The 18,509-nt window shown below is 71.3% G+C and carries 20 protein-coding genes; 7 read left to right on the top strand and 13 right to left on the bottom strand.

Annotated elements, in window-relative coordinates; translation table 11 throughout:
• Nucleotides 1-10: 10 nt before the first annotated feature.
• Together NUV38_RS14385 and NUV38_RS14380 are read right to left on the bottom strand one after the other, a co-directional pair.
• The gene (locus NUV38_RS14385; protein ID WP_257729782.1) at nt 11-514 is read right to left on the bottom strand and encodes a dihydrofolate reductase; all 504 of its coding nucleotides are present in this window, start codon (nt 512-514) and stop codon (nt 11-13) included.
• Nucleotides 515-522: 8 nt separating this feature from the next.
• Nucleotides 523-1,335 (bottom strand): thymidylate synthase, encoded by an 813-nt coding sequence (locus NUV38_RS14380; RefSeq protein WP_257729781.1) that lies wholly within the window; start codon nt 1,333-1,335, stop codon nt 523-525.
• Nucleotides 1,336-1,386: 51 nt separating this feature from the next.
• Here NUV38_RS14380 and NUV38_RS14375 point away from each other — a divergent pair, with 51 nt between their 5' ends.
• Genes NUV38_RS14375 through NUV38_RS14360 form a run of 4 tightly spaced genes read left to right on the top strand, consistent with a single transcriptional unit; the run spans nt 1,387 to nt 3,399 of the window.
• The gene (locus tag NUV38_RS14375; protein WP_257729780.1) at nt 1,387-1,887 is read left to right on the top strand and encodes a hypothetical protein; all 501 of its coding nucleotides are present in this window, start codon (nt 1,387-1,389) and stop codon (nt 1,885-1,887) included.
• The gene (locus NUV38_RS14370) at nt 1,881-2,399 is read left to right on the top strand and encodes a GNAT family N-acetyltransferase (RefSeq protein ID WP_257729779.1); all 519 of its coding nucleotides are present in this window, start codon (nt 1,881-1,883) and stop codon (nt 2,397-2,399) included. The genes NUV38_RS14375 and NUV38_RS14370 overlap by 7 nt, the downstream gene beginning before the upstream one ends.
• A complete protein-coding gene (locus NUV38_RS14365; protein ID WP_257729778.1) occupies nt 2,396-3,103 on the top strand; it encodes an AzlC family ABC transporter permease in 708 nt (235 codons plus the stop codon). The genes NUV38_RS14370 and NUV38_RS14365 overlap by 4 nt, the downstream gene beginning before the upstream one ends.
• A complete protein-coding gene (locus NUV38_RS14360; protein ID WP_257729777.1) occupies nt 3,100-3,399 on the top strand; it encodes an AzlD domain-containing protein in 300 nt (99 codons plus the stop codon). Before NUV38_RS14365 ends, NUV38_RS14360 begins: the two co-directional genes overlap by 4 nt.
• Before the next feature lie 7 nt (nt 3,400-3,406).
• On the opposite strand, the gene NUV38_RS14355 is transcribed toward NUV38_RS14360, so the two are convergent.
• From NUV38_RS14355 to NUV38_RS14330, 6 genes are all read right to left on the bottom strand, one after another.
• The gene (locus NUV38_RS14355) at nt 3,407-5,113 is read right to left on the bottom strand and encodes a glycosyltransferase family A protein (protein WP_257729776.1); all 1,707 of its coding nucleotides are present in this window, start codon (nt 5,111-5,113) and stop codon (nt 3,407-3,409) included.
• Between the two features lie 56 nt (nt 5,114-5,169).
• A complete protein-coding gene (dapB, locus tag NUV38_RS14350) occupies nt 5,170-5,913 on the bottom strand; it encodes a 4-hydroxy-tetrahydrodipicolinate reductase (protein WP_257729775.1) in 744 nt (247 codons plus the stop codon).
• A gap of 9 nt (nt 5,914-5,922) precedes the next feature.
• A complete protein-coding gene (locus tag NUV38_RS14345; protein WP_257729774.1) occupies nt 5,923-7,134 on the bottom strand; it encodes a kynureninase in 1,212 nt (403 codons plus the stop codon).
• A gap of 115 nt (nt 7,135-7,249) precedes the next feature.
• Nucleotides 7,250-9,502: a polyribonucleotide nucleotidyltransferase gene (locus NUV38_RS14340; RefSeq protein ID WP_257729773.1), complete on the bottom strand. Its 2,253-nt coding sequence runs from the start codon at nt 9,500-9,502 to the stop codon at nt 7,250-7,252.
• A gap of 270 nt (nt 9,503-9,772) precedes the next feature.
• The gene (gene rpsO / locus NUV38_RS14335) at nt 9,773-10,063 is read right to left on the bottom strand and encodes a 30S ribosomal protein S15 (protein ID WP_055967444.1); all 291 of its coding nucleotides are present in this window, start codon (nt 10,061-10,063) and stop codon (nt 9,773-9,775) included.
• A 148-nt stretch (nt 10,064-10,211) separates the two neighbouring features.
• Complete coding sequence (locus NUV38_RS14330) at nt 10,212-11,186, bottom strand: bifunctional riboflavin kinase/FAD synthetase (RefSeq protein WP_257729772.1); 975 nt, start codon at nt 11,184-11,186, stop codon at nt 10,212-10,214.
• 113 nt (nt 11,187-11,299) lie between these two features.
• Between NUV38_RS14330 and NUV38_RS14325 the strand changes: the two genes are divergently transcribed.
• From NUV38_RS14325 to NUV38_RS14315, 3 genes are read left to right on the top strand one after another with little or no spacing between them, the layout of a single operon-like run.
• Nucleotides 11,300-11,599 carry a hypothetical protein gene (locus NUV38_RS14325; protein WP_257729771.1) on the top strand — a complete coding sequence of 100 codons (300 nt, stop codon included), beginning with the start codon at nt 11,300-11,302 and terminating at the stop codon, nt 11,597-11,599.
• A gap of 39 nt (nt 11,600-11,638) precedes the next feature.
• The gene (locus NUV38_RS14320; RefSeq protein ID WP_257729770.1) at nt 11,639-13,081 is read left to right on the top strand and encodes a cell wall metabolism sensor histidine kinase WalK; all 1,443 of its coding nucleotides are present in this window, start codon (nt 11,639-11,641) and stop codon (nt 13,079-13,081) included.
• On the top strand, nt 13,078-13,737 hold the full coding sequence (locus tag NUV38_RS14315; RefSeq protein WP_257729769.1) for a response regulator transcription factor: 660 nt from the start codon (nt 13,078-13,080) through the stop codon (nt 13,735-13,737). The genes NUV38_RS14320 and NUV38_RS14315 overlap by 4 nt, the downstream gene beginning before the upstream one ends.
• A 682-nt stretch (nt 13,738-14,419) precedes the next feature.
• Here the strand turns inward: NUV38_RS14315 and NUV38_RS14310 are convergent.
• From NUV38_RS14310 to rbfA, 5 genes are all read right to left on the bottom strand, one after another.
• On the bottom strand, nt 14,420-15,274 hold the full coding sequence (locus NUV38_RS14310) for a serine/threonine-protein kinase (protein WP_257729768.1): 855 nt from the start codon (nt 15,272-15,274) through the stop codon (nt 14,420-14,422).
• Nucleotides 15,274-15,723: a hypothetical protein gene (locus tag NUV38_RS14305; protein WP_257729767.1), complete on the bottom strand. Its 450-nt coding sequence runs from the start codon at nt 15,721-15,723 to the stop codon at nt 15,274-15,276. The genes NUV38_RS14310 and NUV38_RS14305 overlap by 1 nt, the downstream gene beginning before the upstream one ends.
• A gap of 108 nt (nt 15,724-15,831) precedes the next feature.
• Entirely contained in the window at nt 15,832-17,064 is a 1,233-nt protein-coding gene (locus tag NUV38_RS14300; RefSeq protein ID WP_257729766.1) for a phosphatidylserine/phosphatidylglycerophosphate/cardiolipin synthase family protein, read from the bottom strand.
• Between the two features lie 50 nt (nt 17,065-17,114).
• The gene (gene truB / locus NUV38_RS14295; RefSeq protein ID WP_257729765.1) at nt 17,115-17,999 is read right to left on the bottom strand and encodes a tRNA pseudouridine(55) synthase TruB; all 885 of its coding nucleotides are present in this window, start codon (nt 17,997-17,999) and stop codon (nt 17,115-17,117) included.
• A complete protein-coding gene (gene rbfA, locus NUV38_RS14290) occupies nt 17,996-18,457 on the bottom strand; it encodes a 30S ribosome-binding factor RbfA (protein ID WP_257729764.1) in 462 nt (153 codons plus the stop codon). Before rbfA ends, truB begins: the two co-directional genes overlap by 4 nt.
• Nucleotides 18,458-18,509 lie beyond the last annotated feature (52 nt).

Genomic DNA, 18,509 nt, shown 5'->3' with positions numbered 1-18,509 from the left:
GGACCGACGGTCAGGTACGCACGTAGGTGACGATGTCGAACGGCACCCGATCGGGCTCCGGTCCGACGTGCGGGACCCGGCCCGCCTCCTGCCACCGCTCCCAGTCGATGCGCGGGAAGTACGTGTCACCGTCGGGTGAAGCGGCCACCCGGGTGACGACCAGGACGTCGACCAGGTCGCGCTCGAGCGCCGCGGCGTAGACCTGGGCTCCACCGACCAGGAACACCTCGTCGTCGAGCGAACGTGCGCGGTCGAGGGCCTCGTCGAGGGAGTGCGCCACCTCGACCCCCTCGGCGCTCCAGCGCGGGTCGCGGGTGACGACGATGGTGGTGCGCCCCGGCAGCGGCCGGCCGATGGACTCGTACGTGGCCCGCCCCATGACCATCGGGTGACCGAGCGTGAGCTGCTTGAAGTGGGCCAGGTCCTCGGGAAGCCGCCAGGGCAGGCTTCCGTCGACCCCGATCACCCGGTTGGCGCCCATCGCGACGACGAGCGTGGTGGTGGCAGTAGTCATGCGTGCACTCAGACGGCGATCGGCGCCTTGATGCCCGGGTGGGGGTCGTACCCGGTGACCTTGACGGAGTCCAGGGTGAACCCGTCGATGCTCGTGACCGACGGATCGAGCCAGAGCTCGGGCAGCGGGCGCGGCTCCCGCTCGAGCTGCAGGCGGGCCTGGTCGAGGTGGTTGAGGTACAGGTGCGCGTCGCCGAAGGTGTGCACGAAGTCGCCCACCCGCAGCCCGGCGACCTGCGCGACCATGTGCGTGAGCAGCGCGTAGGAAGCGATGTTGAACGGCACGCCGAGGAAGACGTCGGCCGACCGCTGGTACAGCTGGCACGACAGGCGGCCCGGGCCCCCGTCGTCGGCCGGCGCGACGTAGAACTGGAAGAAGGCGTGGCACGGCGCGAGTGCCATGGCGGGCAGGTCGGCCACGTTCCAGGCACTGACGATGTGGCGTCGGGAGTCCGGGTCGGCCTTGAGCGACTCGATGACACCGACCAGCTGGTCGATCGTCTGACCGTCCGGCGTCGGCCAGGAGCGCCACTGGTGGCCGTAGACCGGTCCGAGGTCGCCGTTCTCGTCGGCCCACTCGTCCCAGATGGTGATGCCGTTCTCGCGGAGCCACCGGGTGTTGGTGTCGCCCGAGACGAACCAGAGCAGCTCGCCGACGACCGACTTGAGGTGCACCTTCTTGGTGGTGACGAGCGGGAACCCGGCGGTGAGGTCGAAGCGCAGCTGGTGCCCGAACACGCTGCGTGTGCCGGTGCCGGTGCGGTCGCCCTTCTCGACGCCCTCGTCGAGGATCCGGCGGACGAGGTCGAGGTAGGCCTGCATGCTCCGGAGGATACCCGCCGACACCGACAGGTCCTGTGCGAAACTCTGGTCGTGCCCCTCGCCGAGTACGAGGCCTCCCCTCAGGAGGTCCGCCGCTTCGCCCTCCTGCAGATCGGTCTGACCGCAGGCTTCATGACGCTGATCTTCCTGGCTCTCGGCGGCACCGACGCCGATCTCCCGCCGTGGTGGCTCCTCGCGGCCCTGCTGCTCGTCGTGGTGGTCGCCGCCGTGCTCTCCGAACGGGTCTGGCTCCAGGCCTCCCCCCTCGATCCCGACGACGACCCCGACGACCTCGAGCGCCGCGCGGTCGGCATCTACGCCGCGCAGACGGTGCGCAAGCTCATGTTCTGCGAGGCGTCCGTGCTGCTCGCGATCCTCGTCGCGTTCGTGGGCACCTGGGGCGGCTGGCCCATCCTGCTGGCCGGGGTCCCGGGCCTGTTCCTGCTGGGCTTCGAGACGTGGCCCGGCCTGCGCAACCTGACCATGACCGCCGCGATGCTCGAGGCCGAGGGCGCCGAGACACGACTCGTCGAGAGCTTCCGGTCGTGGTGACCGCCGACGTCAGCGTCCGGCTCGCCTGGCCCGACGACGTGGCGGCGATCGCGACCGTGCAGCAGGCCGCGTGGCGCGACGCCTTCGGCGACATCGTCACCGTCGACGTCGCCCCGGCGTGGCACGCACTCCTGACGACTCCCCCGGACGCTCGCGCCCGGGTGCTCGTCGCGCTCGAGCAGGCCATGGTCCGCGGGGTGGCGTTCGTGCACCCCTGCCACGACCCCGACGCGGACCAGGTCGCCGACGGCGAGGTCGGCGAGCTGCTGGTCGACCCCGGTCACCGCGGCGAGGGTCACGGCTCCCGCCTCGTCCAGGCCGCCATGGACACGCTGCGCGCCGACGGCTTCGCGCGGGCCCGGTGGTGGCTGCCCACGACCGACGACGCCCTGCGAGCCTTCGTGGTCGGCACCGGGTGGGCCGCTGACGGCGCCCACCGTGAGCTCGCGGACGAGACCGGCGACCACACCGTGAAGCAGGTGCGGCTCGCCACCTCGTTGGTCGAGGAGTGAGCGACCGCTCCCCCGACCCACCCCGTGCCGCGCGTCGCCGCGTCGTGGCCGACTCCCTCGGGGTGGGCGTGGCCACCGGCCTGTACGGCGTCTCGTTCGGCGCGCTGGGCACCACGTCGGGACTCGGCGTCCTGCAGACGTGCGTGCTCTCCCTGGTGGCCTTCACCGGCGCCTCCCAGTTCGCCTTCATCGGCGTGGTGGCGGCCGGCGGAGCGCCGCTGACCGGTGCGCTCACGTCCGTGCTGCTGGGCACGCGCAACCTGTTCTACGGTCTCAGCCTCGCGTCGCTCCTGCGTCTCACCGGGGTGCGGAGGGCCCTGGGCGCGCACCTCGTGATCGACGAGTCCACGGCCGTCGCGGTCGCCCAGCGCGACGAGACCCTCGGCAGGCTCGGCTTCTGGTGGACCGGCGCCTCGATCTACGTCTTGTGGAACCTCTCGACCCTCGCCGGCGCGCTCGCGGGCACCACGATCGGCGACCCCCGCACCTACGGGCTCGATGCCGCGGTCGGCGCGGCGTTCCTGGCCCTGCTCTGGCCACGTCTGACCGGAGCGCTCCCCCGGGTCGTCGCGCTCGTCGGCGCCGGAGTGGCCCTCGGCCTGGTGCCGCTCTCCCCCGCCGGCGTGCCGATCATCGCCGGCGGGGCGGTCGCGGTCGTGGCAGGTCTGCTGCTGCGTGATCGGCTGGGACGGCCCGCGTCGTGAGCGCCACCTGGCTGGGCATCGTGCTCACGTGCGTCGGCTGCTACGCCCTGAAGCTCGCCGGGCTCTCGGTGCCGGAGCGGGTCCTCGAGCACCCGGCCACCCGCCGTGCCATCGACCTGATCCCGGTGGCCCTGCTCGGAGCCCTGGTGGCCGTGCAGGTGCTGGCCGATGGACAACGCGTCGCCGTCGACGCGCGCCTCGCCGCGCTCGCCGTCGCGGCGGTGCTGCTGGTGCTGCGCGTGCCGTTCCTCGCCGTGGTGCTGGGCGCCGCTCTCGTCGCGGTAGTCCTGCGCTGATTCGTCGTCAGCGCAAGCTCGACCACCACCGGTTCCGCTGAGGGGTGGTCACCTCAGGCTCCACACCGAACAGGTCACGAAGCACCGTTGAGGCACGCGCCAGGTCGTAGCCGTGCACCACCTGACCAGGCTCGAGCACCATGGACCGCCATGCGTCCTCCTCGTCGTGCCGCAGTCCGATCCCGAGCTCCACACGGACGGTCCGGGCTCGCACCCGACACGGCACCGCGGGCACCACCTGCAGGTGCCACGGCGCGAGGACGAGGACCGTGGCCACATCGATCTCGTCGTCGAGCTGCACAACCCGGATCGAACCGTCGTGGACCAGCGCGGCGACCGCCGGATCCCACGTCTCCCCCAGCTTCATCGGAAAGGTCGAGACGACCACGACGCCACCGTCCGCGGACGGTGCCGACACCTCCGCCCGCAGACGCTCCACGTGCGCCTCGTCCGGTCGAGCCAGATCCAGCAGCACCATCAGGCGCGCCGTGGGCAGACTCTCGGCCAGGAACCGGGCCGGCGCGGGGAAGCGACGCGGACCTCCCGGGTCGAGCCGGATGGGCTCGCGACGGTGGGCGATCTCGCCGTGCCAGTAACGCCAACCCTCGCGATACGCGGCACGATCGGGGTGCAGCCAACCGTTCACGAAGTCTCCGTCGGTGAGTGATGGGCGGCCCCGGCGAACAACGCCGACAGGCTGGTCGGCGTCACGCAGGACGGCCCCATCTCCGAGCAGCTCCGCCCGGACGAGGAGCTCGCTGTCGGCCGCGCGGCGCACCTCGTCGAACCCTCCGAGTCGCTCCCACGCCCCGCGGCGGATCATCGAGAGGCCTCCAGCCACCTTCTGGGCTGCGTACCCGTCGCGGACCGAGAGATCCTCCCGCGCGAACACGGCCTCGGCAAGCACCACCTGGCGGGCCGAGTCTTCCGCCATCAGTGAGACCTGGCGGGCGATGCGGCGGGGATGGCTCCAGTCATCGCTGTCGGCGAAGGCGACGAGTTCTCCCTGCGCCTGGGCCACTCCGACATTGCGCGCCCGGTAGGTGCCGCCGTTCTCCTGGAGCTCGATCGTCCGCACCCGCGGGTCGTCTCGCAGGGGGGCCGGCAACCGCACGGGTCCGGACGGTGTCGCGTCGTCGACGACCAAGAGCTCGAGGTGATGGTGGGACTGCTGCAGGACGGACCGCACGGCGGTCTCCAATGCGACGGGATCCGTGGCCCAGCTGGTCATCACCACACTGACGAGTGGACCGTCGTCGTACGACTCTGCGGGCGAGGAGAGCGCGTCGATGCGGGGGTGGGCAGGGTCGTCGAGCATGAGAGCCCATGCGCCGGGGAAGTAGACCCGGTTGACCGCATCGAGCCACGACTCCCCGGCCTCCGCGCCGCGGACCGCCGGATGGCGCTCGTTGAGATGGCGACCGGCGAGCTCCGCCACGTCACCGTCGCCGGGGAACAGGTCGAGCAGGTCGGCGACCTCGTCGAAGCGGCCCTCGTTCCACCAGACCTCGGCCATGGCACCGACGACGCGCGCCCGGATCACCTTCGACGCCGGAAGGCCCTCGGGGCCGTGCTGGTCAAGCAGAGACGCGAAGCGGCGGCGCCCACGCTCGAGGTCCTCGGGCACCGAGGGCATCGACAGATCGAGCAGCGTGACCATCCATGCGGCATCGACGTCACCGGCCTCAACCTCGCGACACAGGGCCTCACGCACGGCTCCGCGCCACCGGGTGGCCTGCTGGAGGGTACGGACGCTGGCCCAGGACCGGGTCACAAGCCGAGCACCACGTCGAGCCCGACGGTGACACCCGGACGGTCGGCCACGTGCCGCACCGCGGCGACCACACCGGGCATGAACGACTCCCGCGTGGACGAGTCGTGCCGCAGGCTCAGGATCTCTCCCTCACCACCGAGGAGCACCTCTTGGGACGCGACGAAGCCGCGGGAGCGCACGGCGTGCACGGTGATGCCGTCGACCTGGGCACCCCGAGCACCGTCGGGGTCGGTGGTGGTGGCATCGGGGACGGGCGGCGAACCCGCCTCGGCACGGGCGGCCGCGATCAGCTCGGCCGTGCGGACGGCCGTGCCCGAGGGGGCGTCGACCTTCGCCGGGTGGTGCATCTCGATCACCTCGACCGACTCGAAGAAGGGTGCGGCCGTGGCGGCGAACCGCATGAGGAGCACGGCGCCGATGGAGAAGTTCGGCACCACGAGCACCGAGACCCCGGTGCGCTCGTGCACGGCGGTACGCACCGACCGCAGCCGCTCGCCGTCGAACCCCGAGGTGCCGACGACCACGTGCACCCCGCGCTCGATGCACCACAGGACCTGGTCGAGCGCGACGTCGGGCGTGGTGAAGACGAGGGCCACCTCGGCGCCGGACTCCCCCACCAGGTCGATGGAGTCGCCGACGTCGACCTGGGCGACGACCTCGATCCCGTCGGCGGCGGCAAGCGCCTCGACGGAGGTCGAACCCATGCGCCCACGGGCGCCCAGCACGGCTACACGAGTCATGACCTCAGGCTAACGAGCGATCACGTCGCGCAGCACCACGAGCCCGGCGTGCAGCTCCGCGAACGACGTGGTGAGGGGCGCGAGCCCGAGCCTCACCAGGTCGGGCTCGCGGAAGTCGGGCACCACGCCACGGTCCACCAGCGCAGCCGTGACGGCGCGGGCATCGGGGACCCGCACGGTCACGTGGCCACCGCGACGTGCCGGGTCACGCGGTGTGACGACCTCGATCGGACTGCCGTCGGCGGCCAGCACGTCGAGCGCGTCGATCGCGAAGGTCGTGAGCAGCACCGACTTGACCCGCACCGCGTCCACGCCGGCCTCGGCGGCCATGGCCGCACCCTCGCGCACCGCCAGCAGGCCGGCGACGTTCGGCGTCCCCGACAGCAGCCGGCGGGCGTCCACGGCGGGGCGGTAGTCGTCGGCCATGGCGAAGAGGTCGTCGGCGCTCCACCAGCCCGGCAGCGGCTGCTCGAGGACGGGGAGGTGGCGAGCCGCGGCGTACAGGAACGCCGGCGAGCCCGGTCCACCGTTGAGGTACTTGTAGGTGCAGCCGACCGCGAGGTCCACGCCCGCGGCGTCGAGAGCGGTCGGCACCACCCCGACCGAGTGGCACAGGTCCCATGCGACCAGGGCACCGGCCGCGTGGACCCGGTCGGTGAGCGCCGCCAGGTCCAGCAGGGCGCCGGACCGGTAGTCGACGTGGCTCAGAAGCACGACGGCCGTGCGCTCGTCGAGCACGGCGTCCAACGCCTCCGTCAGGTCATCCGCGGCGTCACGCTCGATCGTGACCAGCTCCATGCCGCGGGCCGCCGCTACGTACGACGCCAGGTAGCGGTCCGTCGGGAAGTCGCCGGCGTCGACGACGATCCGGCTGCGCCCGGGCACGATCGACGCTGCGGCGTGCAGGGCCTTCGCGATGCAGATGGACGTCGAGTCGGCGACCACCGTCTGACCGGGTGCGGCACCCACCAGGGCGCCCACCTCGTCGCCTACCTCGACCGGCAGCTCGGTCCAGCCCTCCGACCAGCCGCGGATCAGCCGGCTGCCCCACTCGTCGCGCACGAACGAGGCGAGCCGTTCTCGGGTGCGCAGCGGCAGCCGGCCCAGCGAGTTGCCGTCGAGGTAGGCGACCACGTCGGCGTCGAGCACGAACTGCTGGCGGTACGCGGCCAGCGGGTCGGCGGCATCGAGCGCGGCAGCGCGCTCACGGAAGTCGGTCATCTCGCGGATCGTCTCACGTCAAGGGTGCTGGACCACACCTCCTGGTCGACCGCCCGGTCCGGACGCGACGAGGCCCCCACCCCCGCAGGGGTGAGGGCCTCGTGACGTGGACCGATCAGGCGTCCGCGGACTCCTCGGCGTCGGCCGGGGCGTCGTCGGTGGCGTCCTCGGGCGCTGCGTCCTCGGGCACGGGGATCAGGGAGATCTTGCCGCGGTCGCCGAGCTCGGCGATCTGGACCTGGATCTTCTGGCCCACCGAGACGACGTCCTCGACGTTGTTCACGCGCTGGCCGCCGTTGAGGTCGCGCAGCTTGCTGATGTGCAGCAGCCCGTCCTTGCCCGGCGAGAGCGCGATGAACGCACCGAAGTCGACCGTCTTGACGACGGTGCCGAGGTAGCGCTCGCCGACCTCGGGCATCGTCGGGTTGGCGATCGCGTTGATGGCGTCGCGCGCACGGTCGGCCGCACCGCCGGCCTCGCCGGCGATGTAGACGGTGCCGTCGTCCTCGATAGAGATCTTGGCGCCGGTGTCGTCCTGGATCTGGTTGATCATCTTGCCCTTCGGGCCGATGACCTCACCGATCTTGTCGACCGGCACCTTGACCGTGATGATCTTCGGCGCGAACTCGCTCATCTCGTCCGGCGCGTCGATGGCCTCGGACATGACGTCGAGGATCGTCAGGCGCGCACCCTTGGCCTGCGTGAGGGCACCGGCGAGCACGTCGGCGGGGATGCCGTCGAGCTTGGTGTCCAGCTGCAGGGCCGTGATGAACTCGGGCGTGCCGGCGACCTTGAAGTCCATGTCGCCGTACGCGTCCTCGGCACCGAGGATGTCGGTGAGGGTGACGTACTCGGTGGCGCCGTCGACCTCACCGGAGATGAGGCCCATCGCGATGCCCGCGACCGGGGCGCGCAGCGGCACGCCGGCGTTGAGCAGACCGAGCGTCGAGGCGCAGACCGAGCCCATCGACGTGGAGCCGTTCGAGCTCAGCGCCTCGGAGACCTGACGGATCGCGTAGGGGAACTCCTCCTTGGTGGGCAGGACCGGCAGGAGCGCACGGCCGGCGAGCGCACCGTGGCCGATCTCGCGGCGCTTCGGCGAGCCGACGCGGCCCGTCTCACCCGTGGAGAACGGCGGGAAGTTGTAGTTGTGCATGTACCGACGCGTGCTCTCGGGGCTCAGCGTGTCGAGCTTCTGCACCAGGTCGAGCATGTTCAGCGTGGTCACGCCCAGGATCTGGGTCTCGCCACGCTGGAACAGGGCCGAGCCGTGCACGCGCGGGATGACGCCGACCTCGGCCGACAGCTCACGGATGTCGGCAAGTCCACGACCGTCGATGCGCACCTTGTCGCGGAGCACACGCTGGCGGACGAGGCTCTTGGTGACTGCACGCAGTGCGGCACCGACCTCCTTCTCGCGACCCTCGAACTGCTCGCCGAGCTGGTCGAGCACGTCGGCCTTGATCTGGCTCTCGCGGTCCTCGCGGTCGGCCTTGGAGGAGATCGTGAGGGCCTCGGCCAGCGGGCCGGAGGCGGCCGCGGCGACGGCGTCGTAGACGTCGTCCTGGAAGTCGAGGAAGACCGGGAAGTCCTGGACGGGCTTGGCCGCGGCCTCGGCGAGCTGCTGCTGCGCCTCGCACAGCTGGCGGATGAAGCCCTTGGCGGCGTCGAGGCCACCGGCCACGACCTCCTCGGTGGGCGCCTGGACACCGGACTGCACGAGGTCCCAGGTGTTCTCGGTGGACTCGGCCTCGACCATCATGATCGCGACGTCGCTGGAGCCGTCCGCCTGCGTGGCGATGCGGCCCGCGACGACCATGTCGAACACGGCGTCCTCGAGCTGGCTGTGCGTCGGGAAGGCGACCCACTGGCCGTCGATCAGGGCGACGCGGGTGGCGCCGATGGGGCCGGAGAACGGCAGGCCCGAGATCTGCGTGGACGCGGAGGCGGCGTTGATGGCCAGCACGTCGTACGGGGTGTCGGGGTTCAGGGCCAGGACCGTGATGACGACCTGGACCTCGTTGCGCAGACCCTTCTTGAAGGTCGGGCGCAGCGGACGGTCGATCAGGCGGCAGGTGAGGATCGCGTCCTCGCCCGGACGGCCCTCACGACGGAAGAACGAGCCGGGGATGCGTCCCGCGGCGTACATGCGCTCCTCGACGTCGACCGTGAGGGGGAAGAAGTCGAAGTGGTCCTTGGGGTGCTTGCCGGCCGTGGTGGCCGAGAGCAGCATCGTGTCGTCGTCCAGGAACGCGGACACGGAGCCGGCGGCCTGGCGAGCGAGCTGACCCGTCTCGAAACGGATCGTGCGGGTACCGAAACGACCATTGTCGATGACGGTCTCGGTGGTGTGGATGGAGTCGGACATAGAAGTCCCTTCTCGCGACGGTCGTCGCGCGGTGGGACGAGATCCGGACCTGCCGTGATGATGGCCTTCGGTCTTCGATCGAGGCCCGCGGCGCGGCGAGCGCCGTCCCGAGGGCCACTACCGAGGACCGGACCCGACGTGGCGGCTCTCGTCCGTGGATGTGTCGATGTTCAGTTGTGGTGGGCGGTCGTCCAGGTCGGTCCTACGACCTGGGCGGGCCCGGATGCGGATCAGGCGGCCACCCCGGCTGGGGAGACCGCCTGATCGAAGTCAGCGACGCAGACCGAGGCGCTCGATGAGCGAGCGGTAGCGCTCGATGTCCTTGGCCTGGAGGTAGTTGAGCAGCCGACGGCGCTGGCCGACGAGCAGCAGCAGGCCACGACGGCTGTGGTGGTCGTGCTTGTGCTCCTTCAGGTGCTCGGTCAGGTGCGAGATGCGCTCGGTGAGCAGCGCGACCTGGACCTCCGGGGAGCCGGTGTCGCCCTCGCTGCGGGCGTACTGCTTGATGATCTCGTCACGCGGCGTGCCGGCGACGGTGGGGGCAGCGGTCTTCTTCGACATTCTTCTCCTGGGAGGTCGTTGCACGGCGCGCCCGGGCATGTCCACCGGGGCTCTGATGATCCGTGGGCGTTGGTACGCCGCCTGCCAGGCTATCAGCGGGCGGCACCTCCAGGCGAATCGCCCAGCACCCGCGGGTCGACGGAGCGGCTCAGGACGATCGAGCGAGCACGGCGCGTGCGGCGTCGACGTCGGCGTGCATCTGCTCGACGAGGGCGTCGACACCCTCGTAGGCCACCATCGAGCGCAGCCGCTCGACCAGCTCCACCCGCACGGCGCGTCCGTACAGGTCGAGGTCGTGCCCGTGGTCCATCACGTAGGACTCGACCCGCCGCTCGGTGCCGGCGAAGGTCGGGTTGGTGCCGATGGACACGGCGGCCGGGTAGGTGGCGTCCCCGGTGACGAGGCGACCGGCGTACACCCCGTCGGGTGGCACGCAGTAGCCGACGTCGACCGGCACGTTGGCCGTGGGGAAGCCGAGGTCCCGTCCGCGTCGGTCACCCGGGGTGACCACACCGTCGACCTCGTGCGGACGGCCCAGGACGGCCGCGGCCTCGGCGAGGCGGGCCTCGCCGACGAGGCGCCGCACCCGTGTGGACGACCAGGTGCCGGATCCGTCGTCCCCCTGCGCCCCGTCGTCCCCCACGAGCGTGAGCGCGTCGGCCGAGCAGCCGTGCTCGGCGCACAGCTCGCGCAGCACCTCCGTGGTGCCGGCGGCCTTGGCACCGAACGTGAAGTTCTCCCCGACCACCACGTGGCGGGCCCGCAGCTGCTCGACCACCACGTGCTCCACGAACTCACGCGGTGACCAGGAGGCCATCTCGCGATCGAAGTCGAGGACGCGGACGTGGTCGGCCCCGCGCACGCCGGGCGACGGCTCGAGCAGCAGCTGCACGCGACGCTCGAGCGACGTGAGGCGGGCGGGGACCCGCTCGGGGGCGAAGACCGCGACCGGGTGCGGCTCGAAGGTGACGGCCACGACCGGCAGACCGTCGCCGACCTCGCGGGCCCGCTGCAGCAGTGCCTGGTGCCCCCGGTGCACGCCGTCGAACGTCCCGATGGTGACGGCGGAGTCCTCGGCGATCGGCGCGGTCGACGCCCCGCCCAGCTCTGTCCACGTGGCCACGCCAGAACTGTGCCACAGCGGCGCTCGGCGCACGCGTGCGCGGTGACGTTCGATGAGAGTTCTCTCATCGCCACCTCATCGTGGCGAGGCGCTCCGTGCGGCACAGTGTGCGCATGACGCGTTCCCGCCTCCTGGTCCCCCTCGTCGTGGGGGTCGCCGTCGTGCTGCTCGGCATCGTGGTGGCGCGCGTCGTGGCGCAGGACGACGCACCGGCCGGCGACTTCACCCCCGTCACGGTCCCCACGTCGACGAGCTCCACCCCGACCCCGGACCCCACACCCTCCCCGACCCCGTCGGCGGACGACGACGATGACGACGACGACTTCGAGCGCGTCCCCCAGACGCCACGCCCCATCGACGATGATGACGACGACGATGACGACAGGGACGACCGGGACGACGATGACGACTGACCTCCTCCCTCGGCTCGGCCGTGGACGCAGGAGCGACACGTGGACGTGAGCTACAGCCCCCGCTACTCCGTCCGCCAACGCCTCACCGCCGCCGTCGCCCTCCTGACGGCGGCGGCCCTCGTGGCCGTCGGTGCCACGCTCTTCGTGCTCGAGTCGCGCCGCATCGACCGCGTGATCGACACCAGCCTGGCCCAGGAGGTCGGCGAGCTGCGTCGTCTCCAGGCCGAGGGGGTCGACCCGGAGACGGGCGAGCGGTTCGCCGACCCCGACCGCCTGGTCGCGTTCTTCCTGTCGCGCAACGTGCCCGACGCCGAGGAGAACCTCTGGCAGTTCCCCGTCACGGGCAAGCCGACGTTCGTCGGCGAGGGCCAGCGGGCGCTGCGCACCTCGCCACGCTTCCCGGCCCTGGTCGAGCGGCTCCAGACCGCGGGCGGCGTCGCCGACCTGACCGTGGCCGGTCGCGACTACCGCGTGGCGGTCCAGCCGGTGGAGCAGGGATCCGAGCGCGCCTCCTTCGTCGTCTCGCACGACGTGAGCGAGTCGCGCAACCAGCTGGACGAGCTGATGGTCACGTACGCCCTGCTCAGTGCGCTGTCGGTGGTGCTGATCTCCGCGATCGCGTCGTGGCTCGCCGGCCGTCTCCTGTCCCCCGTGCGCCGGCTCCGCGAGACCGCGCAGGGGATCACCGAAGGTGACCTGAGCGGACGGCTCGAGGTGAGCGGGAACGACGACCTGAGCGAGCTGCAGCGCACGTTCAACGACATGCTCGACCGGCTGGAGGAGGCCTTCGCCAGCCAACGTCGGCTCCTCGACGACGCCGCGCACGAGCTGCGGACCCCCCTCACCGTCCTGCAGGGTCACCTGGAGGTCCTCGACCTCAGCGACCCCGACGACGTGCGCACGACTCGCGTGCTGCTCCTGGACGAGATCGACCGGATGACCCGGCTCGTCAACGACCTCCTGCTGCTGGCCAAGGCCGAGCGTCCCGACTTCGTACGGCTCGAGCGCACCGACGTCGAGGCCCTGACCATCGGTGTCCTGGAACGAGCCCGCGGGCTCGCGGAGCGTTCGTGGGTGCTCGACGGTGTCGCACGGACCACCGTGGAGGTCGATCCCCAGCGGATCACCCAGGCGCTCCTCCAGCTGGCGGACAACGCCGTCCGCCACACGAGCGCCGGCGACGAGATCGGCATCGGCTCGCGCCTGCACGAGGGGCACGTCGAGCTGTGGGTCCGCGACACGGGCTCCGGTGTCTCACCCGCGCTGCGTGAGACCATCTTCGAGCGCTTCTCACAGGGCGAGGACGAGCACGCCGGCTTCGGTCTCGGGCTCTCCATCGTCACGGTGATCGCCCTGGCCCACGAGGGTCAGGTGGTGCTCGACGAGCCCAGCAGGGACGAGCCCGGCACGAGCGACCAGGCAACGACCAGTGGCACCGGCGCGACGTTCCGGCTGGTCGTCCCGGCAGGAGGACAGTGGTGAACCGGATCCTGGTGGTCGAGGACGAGGACCGCATCGCCTCGTTCGTCTCCAAGGGCCTGAAGGCCGAGGGATTCACGCCGACCGTGGTCTCCGACGGGGTGAGCGGGCTGGACTACGCCCTCACCGGCCCGTTCGACCTGATGATCCTCGACATCGGCCTGCCCGGCCTCGACGGGTTCACCATCCTCGAGCGGGTGCAGGCCGAGCGCCCGGAGCTGCCGGTCATCGTGCTGACGGCCCGCGACTCGGTGACCGACACCGTCCAGGCGCTCGAGGGCGGCGCCGCCGACTACATGAGCAAGCCCTTCCGCTTCGCCGAGCTGCTGGCCCGTGTGCGGCTGCGGCTGCGCTCCCCCACCCAGGCCGCTCCGGACGACGAGCTCGTGGCCGGCGACGTCCGGCTGGACCTGCGTCGGCGGCGGGCCTTCGTCGGCGATCGCGAGGTGGAGCTCTCGGCCCGCGAGCTCTCGCTGGCCGAGGTCCTCATGAGCCACCGTGGTCAGGTCCTGTCGCGTGAGCAGCTGCTCTCGCACGTGTGGGGCTACGACTTCGACCCCGGCTCCAACGTCGTCGACGTCTACGTCGGGTACCTGCGCCGGAAGCTGGGCGCCGAGCTCGTCACCACCGTGCGGGGGCTCGGGTACCGGGTGGACTGAGGTCCTCCCAGCCTCCTGCGTCGCTCGGCGCGGCATCCGCTCGCTGCTGCGTCGCTGCCGCTGGGTCTTCGCGTTCTGCTGCGTCGCTGCCGCGGGGCCTTCGCGTGCTGCTGCGTCGCTGCCGCGGGGCCGTCGCGTGCTGCTGCGTCGCTGTGGCTGCGAGTCGGTGTGTTCTCCGAAAGGGGCCTCGACCGGAGCTGCGGGTCTCGACCCGGCTGGGTCTGCGGGGCGCGGCCACGATTCTTCCTCTGCGCGGGATCCACGCACGATTCGTCCTTCGCGTGGACCGTGCCACGCGAAGGGAGCATCGTGGCGACGACGTGGCGCCCCGAAGGGCAGTGATTCTTCTTCTGCGTGGAACGGTCCGCGCAAAGGGAGAACCGCTGCCCACCCGGCGCACGATTCTGCCTTCGCATGCTGAAGCCCGAACGATGCTGCGTTGGTGACGGGATCCCGTAGCAAAGGCAGCATCGTTCCTCCCTCGCGCACGAACGCAGAACCGTGCGTCCCCCGAGCCACGCTCCGAGAACCCGACCGACCCCGCACCCGACCGCCGGTCGAGGCCCTTTCGGAGCGCAGGTCGACTCGCAGCCACAGCGACGCAGCCGCAAGAATCGACCCAGCCACAGCGACGCAGCCGCAGGTCGAGGCCCGGACGGACGGCTACGCAGCGACGAAGAGCTCAGCGCTTCAGCGTGAAGCCCGACAGCCGAGCGCTCGGCAGGCCGGCGATCATCGGCTCGAGGTCGTGGGCGATCTGCGTCGGCGTGGGACGCGCCGAGGGGTCGGGGTCGAGGCAGCGGCCGATCAGGTCGGCGGCGCCCGAATGCACGTGGGCGGGCAGCGGCTTCGGCTCGTCGTGCAGCTGGGCCCAGCGCGGGTCGCGATCGAAGGCGCGGAAGCCTGCCGCGGCGCGGAACAGCGTGGCGCCGAGGCCCCAGACGTCGGCCGCAGGGCCGACGGTGCCGCGCTCCCCCGGCAGGCACTGCTCGGGGGCCATGTACTCGTCGCTGCCGACGGCGTGGTCGAGGGCGGAGGCCTCGGAGGCGTCCAGGGCGACGGACAGGTCGATCAGCTGGGCCGGCGACCCCATGATGACGTTGCTCGGCTTGATGTCGAGGTGCAGGACGTCCTCACCGTGCAGGTAGTGCAGCACCGACGCCAGCTCGAGCGCCAGCGGCAGCAGCTGGTGCTCGGGGACCGCACCGTGCTTGCCGATCAGGCGCGAGAGGTTGGGACCGTCCACGTGCTCCAGCACGAAGTACGGCCGCTCGGCCTCGTCGTCGTAGGAGAAGACCCGCGTGATGCCCGGGTGGGCCAGACGCGACAGCAGCCCGATCTCGCGGTCGAAGCCGGCGCGCGAGGCGGGGTTCTCCACGTGCCCGGGCCGCAGCACCTTGACGACCACGGGAGCGTGCAGGCGCTCGTCGAAGGCGAGCCACGCCTCGTAGACGGTGCCACCCCCGAGGTCCTTCACGGCCGTGAGGCCGGGGGCGATCTCGTCGCCCCCGGCCAGGCCCCAGCGGTCGTCGGACATCAGCTGTTCGTGTCGTTCGTCGGGGCGGTGTTCTTGGTCGGGGCGCTCGGGGCCGTGTTCTTCGTGGGCGCCGACTGGACCGTCTTGGCCGTGTTCTTGGTCGGAGCCGACGGCACCGTCTTGGCCGTGTTCTTCGTCGGCGCGGTGTTCTTGGTCTGCGCCGTGTTCTTGGTGTTGGCCGTGGGGGCCGTGTTCCGGGTCTGCGCGGTCTGCGCCGTGTTGGCCGTCTGCGCGGTCACCTGCGTGTTGAGGTCGTCGTCGCGGCCGTCGCGGTCGTCGTCATCGTCGTCGGCGGCCGGCACCGTCCACGAGGTGCTGGTGTCCTCGCGCTTGAGGGCGGGGTCGCGGTCGGTGTCGTCGGCGTTGGCCGCCGACAGGGCGAACCCGGCGGTGCCGAGGGCGAGGGTGCCGGCGACGGCGGCGATTCCGGTGCGGACTGAGAGCTTCATGGTTCCTCCTGGTGTCGATGTGATGCCCTCACTCTCGCCAGCGCCCGTGAGCCCTCCGTGAGACCCCGATGAGAGGACTCTCATGCGCAGGTCCGCACCGGTCACACCTCAGAGCAGAGGGCGCAGCGGGGTGAGCAGCAGCTCGCACGCACGCGCCACGAACGGCCGCGACTGCCACTGCTCGAGGGTGAGCTCGCGGCAGTTCTCCAGGTCGGTCTCGAAGACCCGCTCGAGGTGCTCGGCGAGGTTCGGGTCGATCACCTCGAGGTTGATCTCGTAGTTGCCCGTGAGGCTCAGCCGATCGATGTTGGCGGTGCCGACCGTCGACCAGTGGCCGTCGATCGTCATCGTCTTCGCGTGCACCATCGCGTCCTGGTACAGCTGGATCCGCACGCCGTGCCGCAACAGCTCGCCGTAGAACCCGCGCGACAGCCAGTCCGCCACGACGTGGTTGCTGATCTCGGGCACGATGATCGTCACCTCGACGCCCCGTGACCGCGCGTCGAGGAGCGCCCGCAGGATGTCGTGGTCGGGGATGAAGTAGGCCGCCGTGATGTGCACGTGGTGCCGCGCACGGTCGATCGCCTCCAGGTACATGCCGCGGATCGGGAACACCAGCTGCTGCGGAACGTTGCGATGGGCTCGCACGGTCGGCTCCCAGCTGGCCTCGCCGAGTGGTTCGATCCGCACCGGGTGGCGGTCGTTCCAGAAGTCGATGAACGCGTTGTCGAGGTCCCACACCGCCGCGCCCTCGACCTTCAGGTGCGTGTCGCGCCACTGCGTCGCGTACAGCGACCCGACGTTGTAGCCGCCCACGAAGCCGACCTCGTCGTCGACGACCAGGATCTTGCGGTGGTCACGGCCCCAGCGGCGCGGGTTGAAGGGCTGCAGCCCGGAGTTGAGGACGGGGAACCGCAGCACGTGCACGCTCGGCGGGAAGCGCAGGAAGGACCGCGGCACGACGAGGTTGGCGAACCCGTCGTAGATCACGTGCACGTGGACGCCTCGCTCGGCCGCCGCCACGAGCTCCCGCTTGAACTCGGCACCGACCTCGTCGGCCTTGAGGATGAAGGTCTCGAAGAGCACACGGGTCCGGGCGCCACGGATGGCCGCCAGCATGTCGGCGTAGAGGTCCTCGCCGTAGGTGTACGTGGTGGCGTGGTTCTCCTGTCCGACGGGCAGCGTCAGCGGCGCGACGGTCGGGAAGGGCTTCTGGCCGCCGGCGCGCAGGATCTTGCGCACCTTGGTCGTGAGCATCAGGCCCGAGACGATCCCGACGACGGAGAGGAACCAGGTCTGCAGGGGGCGCCAGAGGAGTCCTCGGGTCGAGATGCGAGCCACGGCGTCACCCTAGGACATCGTGCGACCGGCGCGGCCTCGTCCGGTACCGCTCACACGAAGACCGCGACCGCCCGGGCGTCGGAGCCGCGCTGCTCGTAGAGCGCGAGGAAGGCCCCGTCGGGCGCGAACAGCGCCACGGGGCCGTCGTGACCGAAAGCGGTGCCGGTCAGCGCGCGCCCGAACCGCACCTCCTGCGCAGCGGACTCGTCGAGGTCGATCGACACGAACGCCGCCCTCGCCGCGGCGTCGAGGTCCACGTGGGTCCACGAACGCTCGAGCTCCTCGAGCGTGCTGGCGACGTCGAGTCCGAAGCCGCCCACCCGGGTGCGCCGCAGCATGGTCAGGTGGCCGCCCACCCCGAGCGAGGCGCCGAGGTCGCGTGCGAGTGCGCGGACGTAGGTGCCGCTGGAGCACACCACCCGGGCGTCGACGTCGACCACCGGGACGCCGTCGACGTCGACGTGGCGCACGTCGGTGACCTCGAAGGTCGAGACCGTGACCGGCCGCGCCGCCAGCTGCACGTCCTCACCGGCCCGGACGCGCGCATAGGACCGCTTGCCGTCGACCTTGATGGCCGAGACCGCCGTCGGCACCTGCTCGATGTCGCCGGTCAACGGCAGCACCGCGTCCCGGACGTCGGCCTCGCCGATGCCGGACGCGTCGACCTGCTCGAGCAGGTCGCCCTCCGCGTCGTCGGTCACGGTGGTCTGCCCCAGCCGCATCGTGGCGAGGTACTCCTTGTCGGCCAGCTGCAGGTGGCCGAGCAGCCGCGTCGCCCGTCCGACCCCGAGCACGAGCACACCCGTGGCCATCGGGTCGAGCGTCCCGGCGTGACCGACCTTGCGGGTCCCGGCCAGGCGTCGGGTGCGCGCGACGACGTCGTGCGACGTCCACCCTGCGGGCTTGTCGACGACGACCAGCCCTACGGGGCTCATGCGCGTCCGTCGTCCTCGTCGTCCTCGTCGGACGACTCGTCCGTGCGGGGCTGCTTGTACGGGTCGGGGTCGCCGGCGTACTGAGCGCCGGCCGACTCCGCGGCGACGCGCTCGTCGATCTCGCGCGCCCTGGCCAGCAGGTCCTCGATCTGGCGTGCCGTCTCGGGCACCGCGTCGAGGAAGAACTCGAGCGTCGGCGTGTGCCGCGTCCCGAGCTGCTTGCCGACCTCGGCCCGCAGGAGCCCGGTGGCGCGGCGCAGCGCAGCGCCGGTGTCGGCGATGGCCCGCTCGTCACCCATGACGGTGTAGAACACCGAGGCGTTCTGGTTGTCACCGGTGAGCCGGACGTCGGTGATGGTCACGAAGCCCAGACGCGGATCCTTGACCCGACGCTCGAGCATCTGGGCGATGATCACCTTGATGCGGTCAGCGAGCTGCTGGGTGCGCTGTCCGGCCATGATTCCTCCGCGTTGTCGTGAGTGGTGAAGGCCCTCGACGGGCTCGGACGGC

It is taken from the genome of Aeromicrobium sp. 50.2.37 (genome assembly GCF_024655735.1).
Lineage (GTDB): Bacteria > Actinomycetota > Actinomycetes > Propionibacteriales > Nocardioidaceae > Aeromicrobium.
The sequence above is the reverse complement of the archived record's forward strand: the minus strand, read 5'-3'. Positions and strand labels throughout refer to the sequence as shown.

Excerpts from the sequence above, each read along its gene's own strand:
- NUV38_RS14380 (WP_257729781.1), bottom strand. The coding sequence starts at position 1,335 with ATGCAGGCCTACCTCGACCTCGTCCGCCGGATCCTCGACGAGGGCGTC.
- dapB (WP_257729775.1), bottom strand. The coding sequence starts at position 5,913 with ATGACTCGTGTAGCCGTGCTGGGCGCCCGTGGGCGCATGGGTTCGACC.
- NUV38_RS14385 (WP_257729782.1), bottom strand. The coding sequence starts at position 514 with ATGACTACTGCCACCACCACGCTCGTCGTCGCGATGGGCGCCAACCGG.
- truB (WP_257729765.1), bottom strand. The coding sequence starts at position 17,999 with ATGAGCCCCGTAGGGCTGGTCGTCGTCGACAAGCCCGCAGGGTGGACG.
- NUV38_RS14345 (WP_257729774.1), bottom strand. The coding sequence starts at position 7,134 with ATGACCGACTTCCGTGAGCGCGCTGCCGCGCTCGATGCCGCCGACCCG.
- NUV38_RS14340 (WP_257729773.1), bottom strand. The coding sequence starts at position 9,502 with ATGTCCGACTCCATCCACACCACCGAGACCGTCATCGACAATGGTCGT.
- rpsO (WP_055967444.1), bottom strand. The coding sequence starts at position 10,063 with ATGTCGAAGAAGACCGCTGCCCCCACCGTCGCCGGCACGCCGCGTGAC.
- NUV38_RS14325 (WP_257729771.1), top strand. The coding sequence starts at position 11,300 with ATGACGCGTTCCCGCCTCCTGGTCCCCCTCGTCGTGGGGGTCGCCGTC.
- NUV38_RS14305 (WP_257729767.1), bottom strand. The coding sequence starts at position 15,723 with ATGAAGCTCTCAGTCCGCACCGGAATCGCCGCCGTCGCCGGCACCCTC.
- rbfA (WP_257729764.1), bottom strand. The coding sequence starts at position 18,457 with ATGGCCGGACAGCGCACCCAGCAGCTCGCTGACCGCATCAAGGTGATC.
- NUV38_RS14310 (WP_257729768.1), bottom strand. The coding sequence starts at position 15,274 with ATGTCCGACGACCGCTGGGGCCTGGCCGGGGGCGACGAGATCGCCCCC.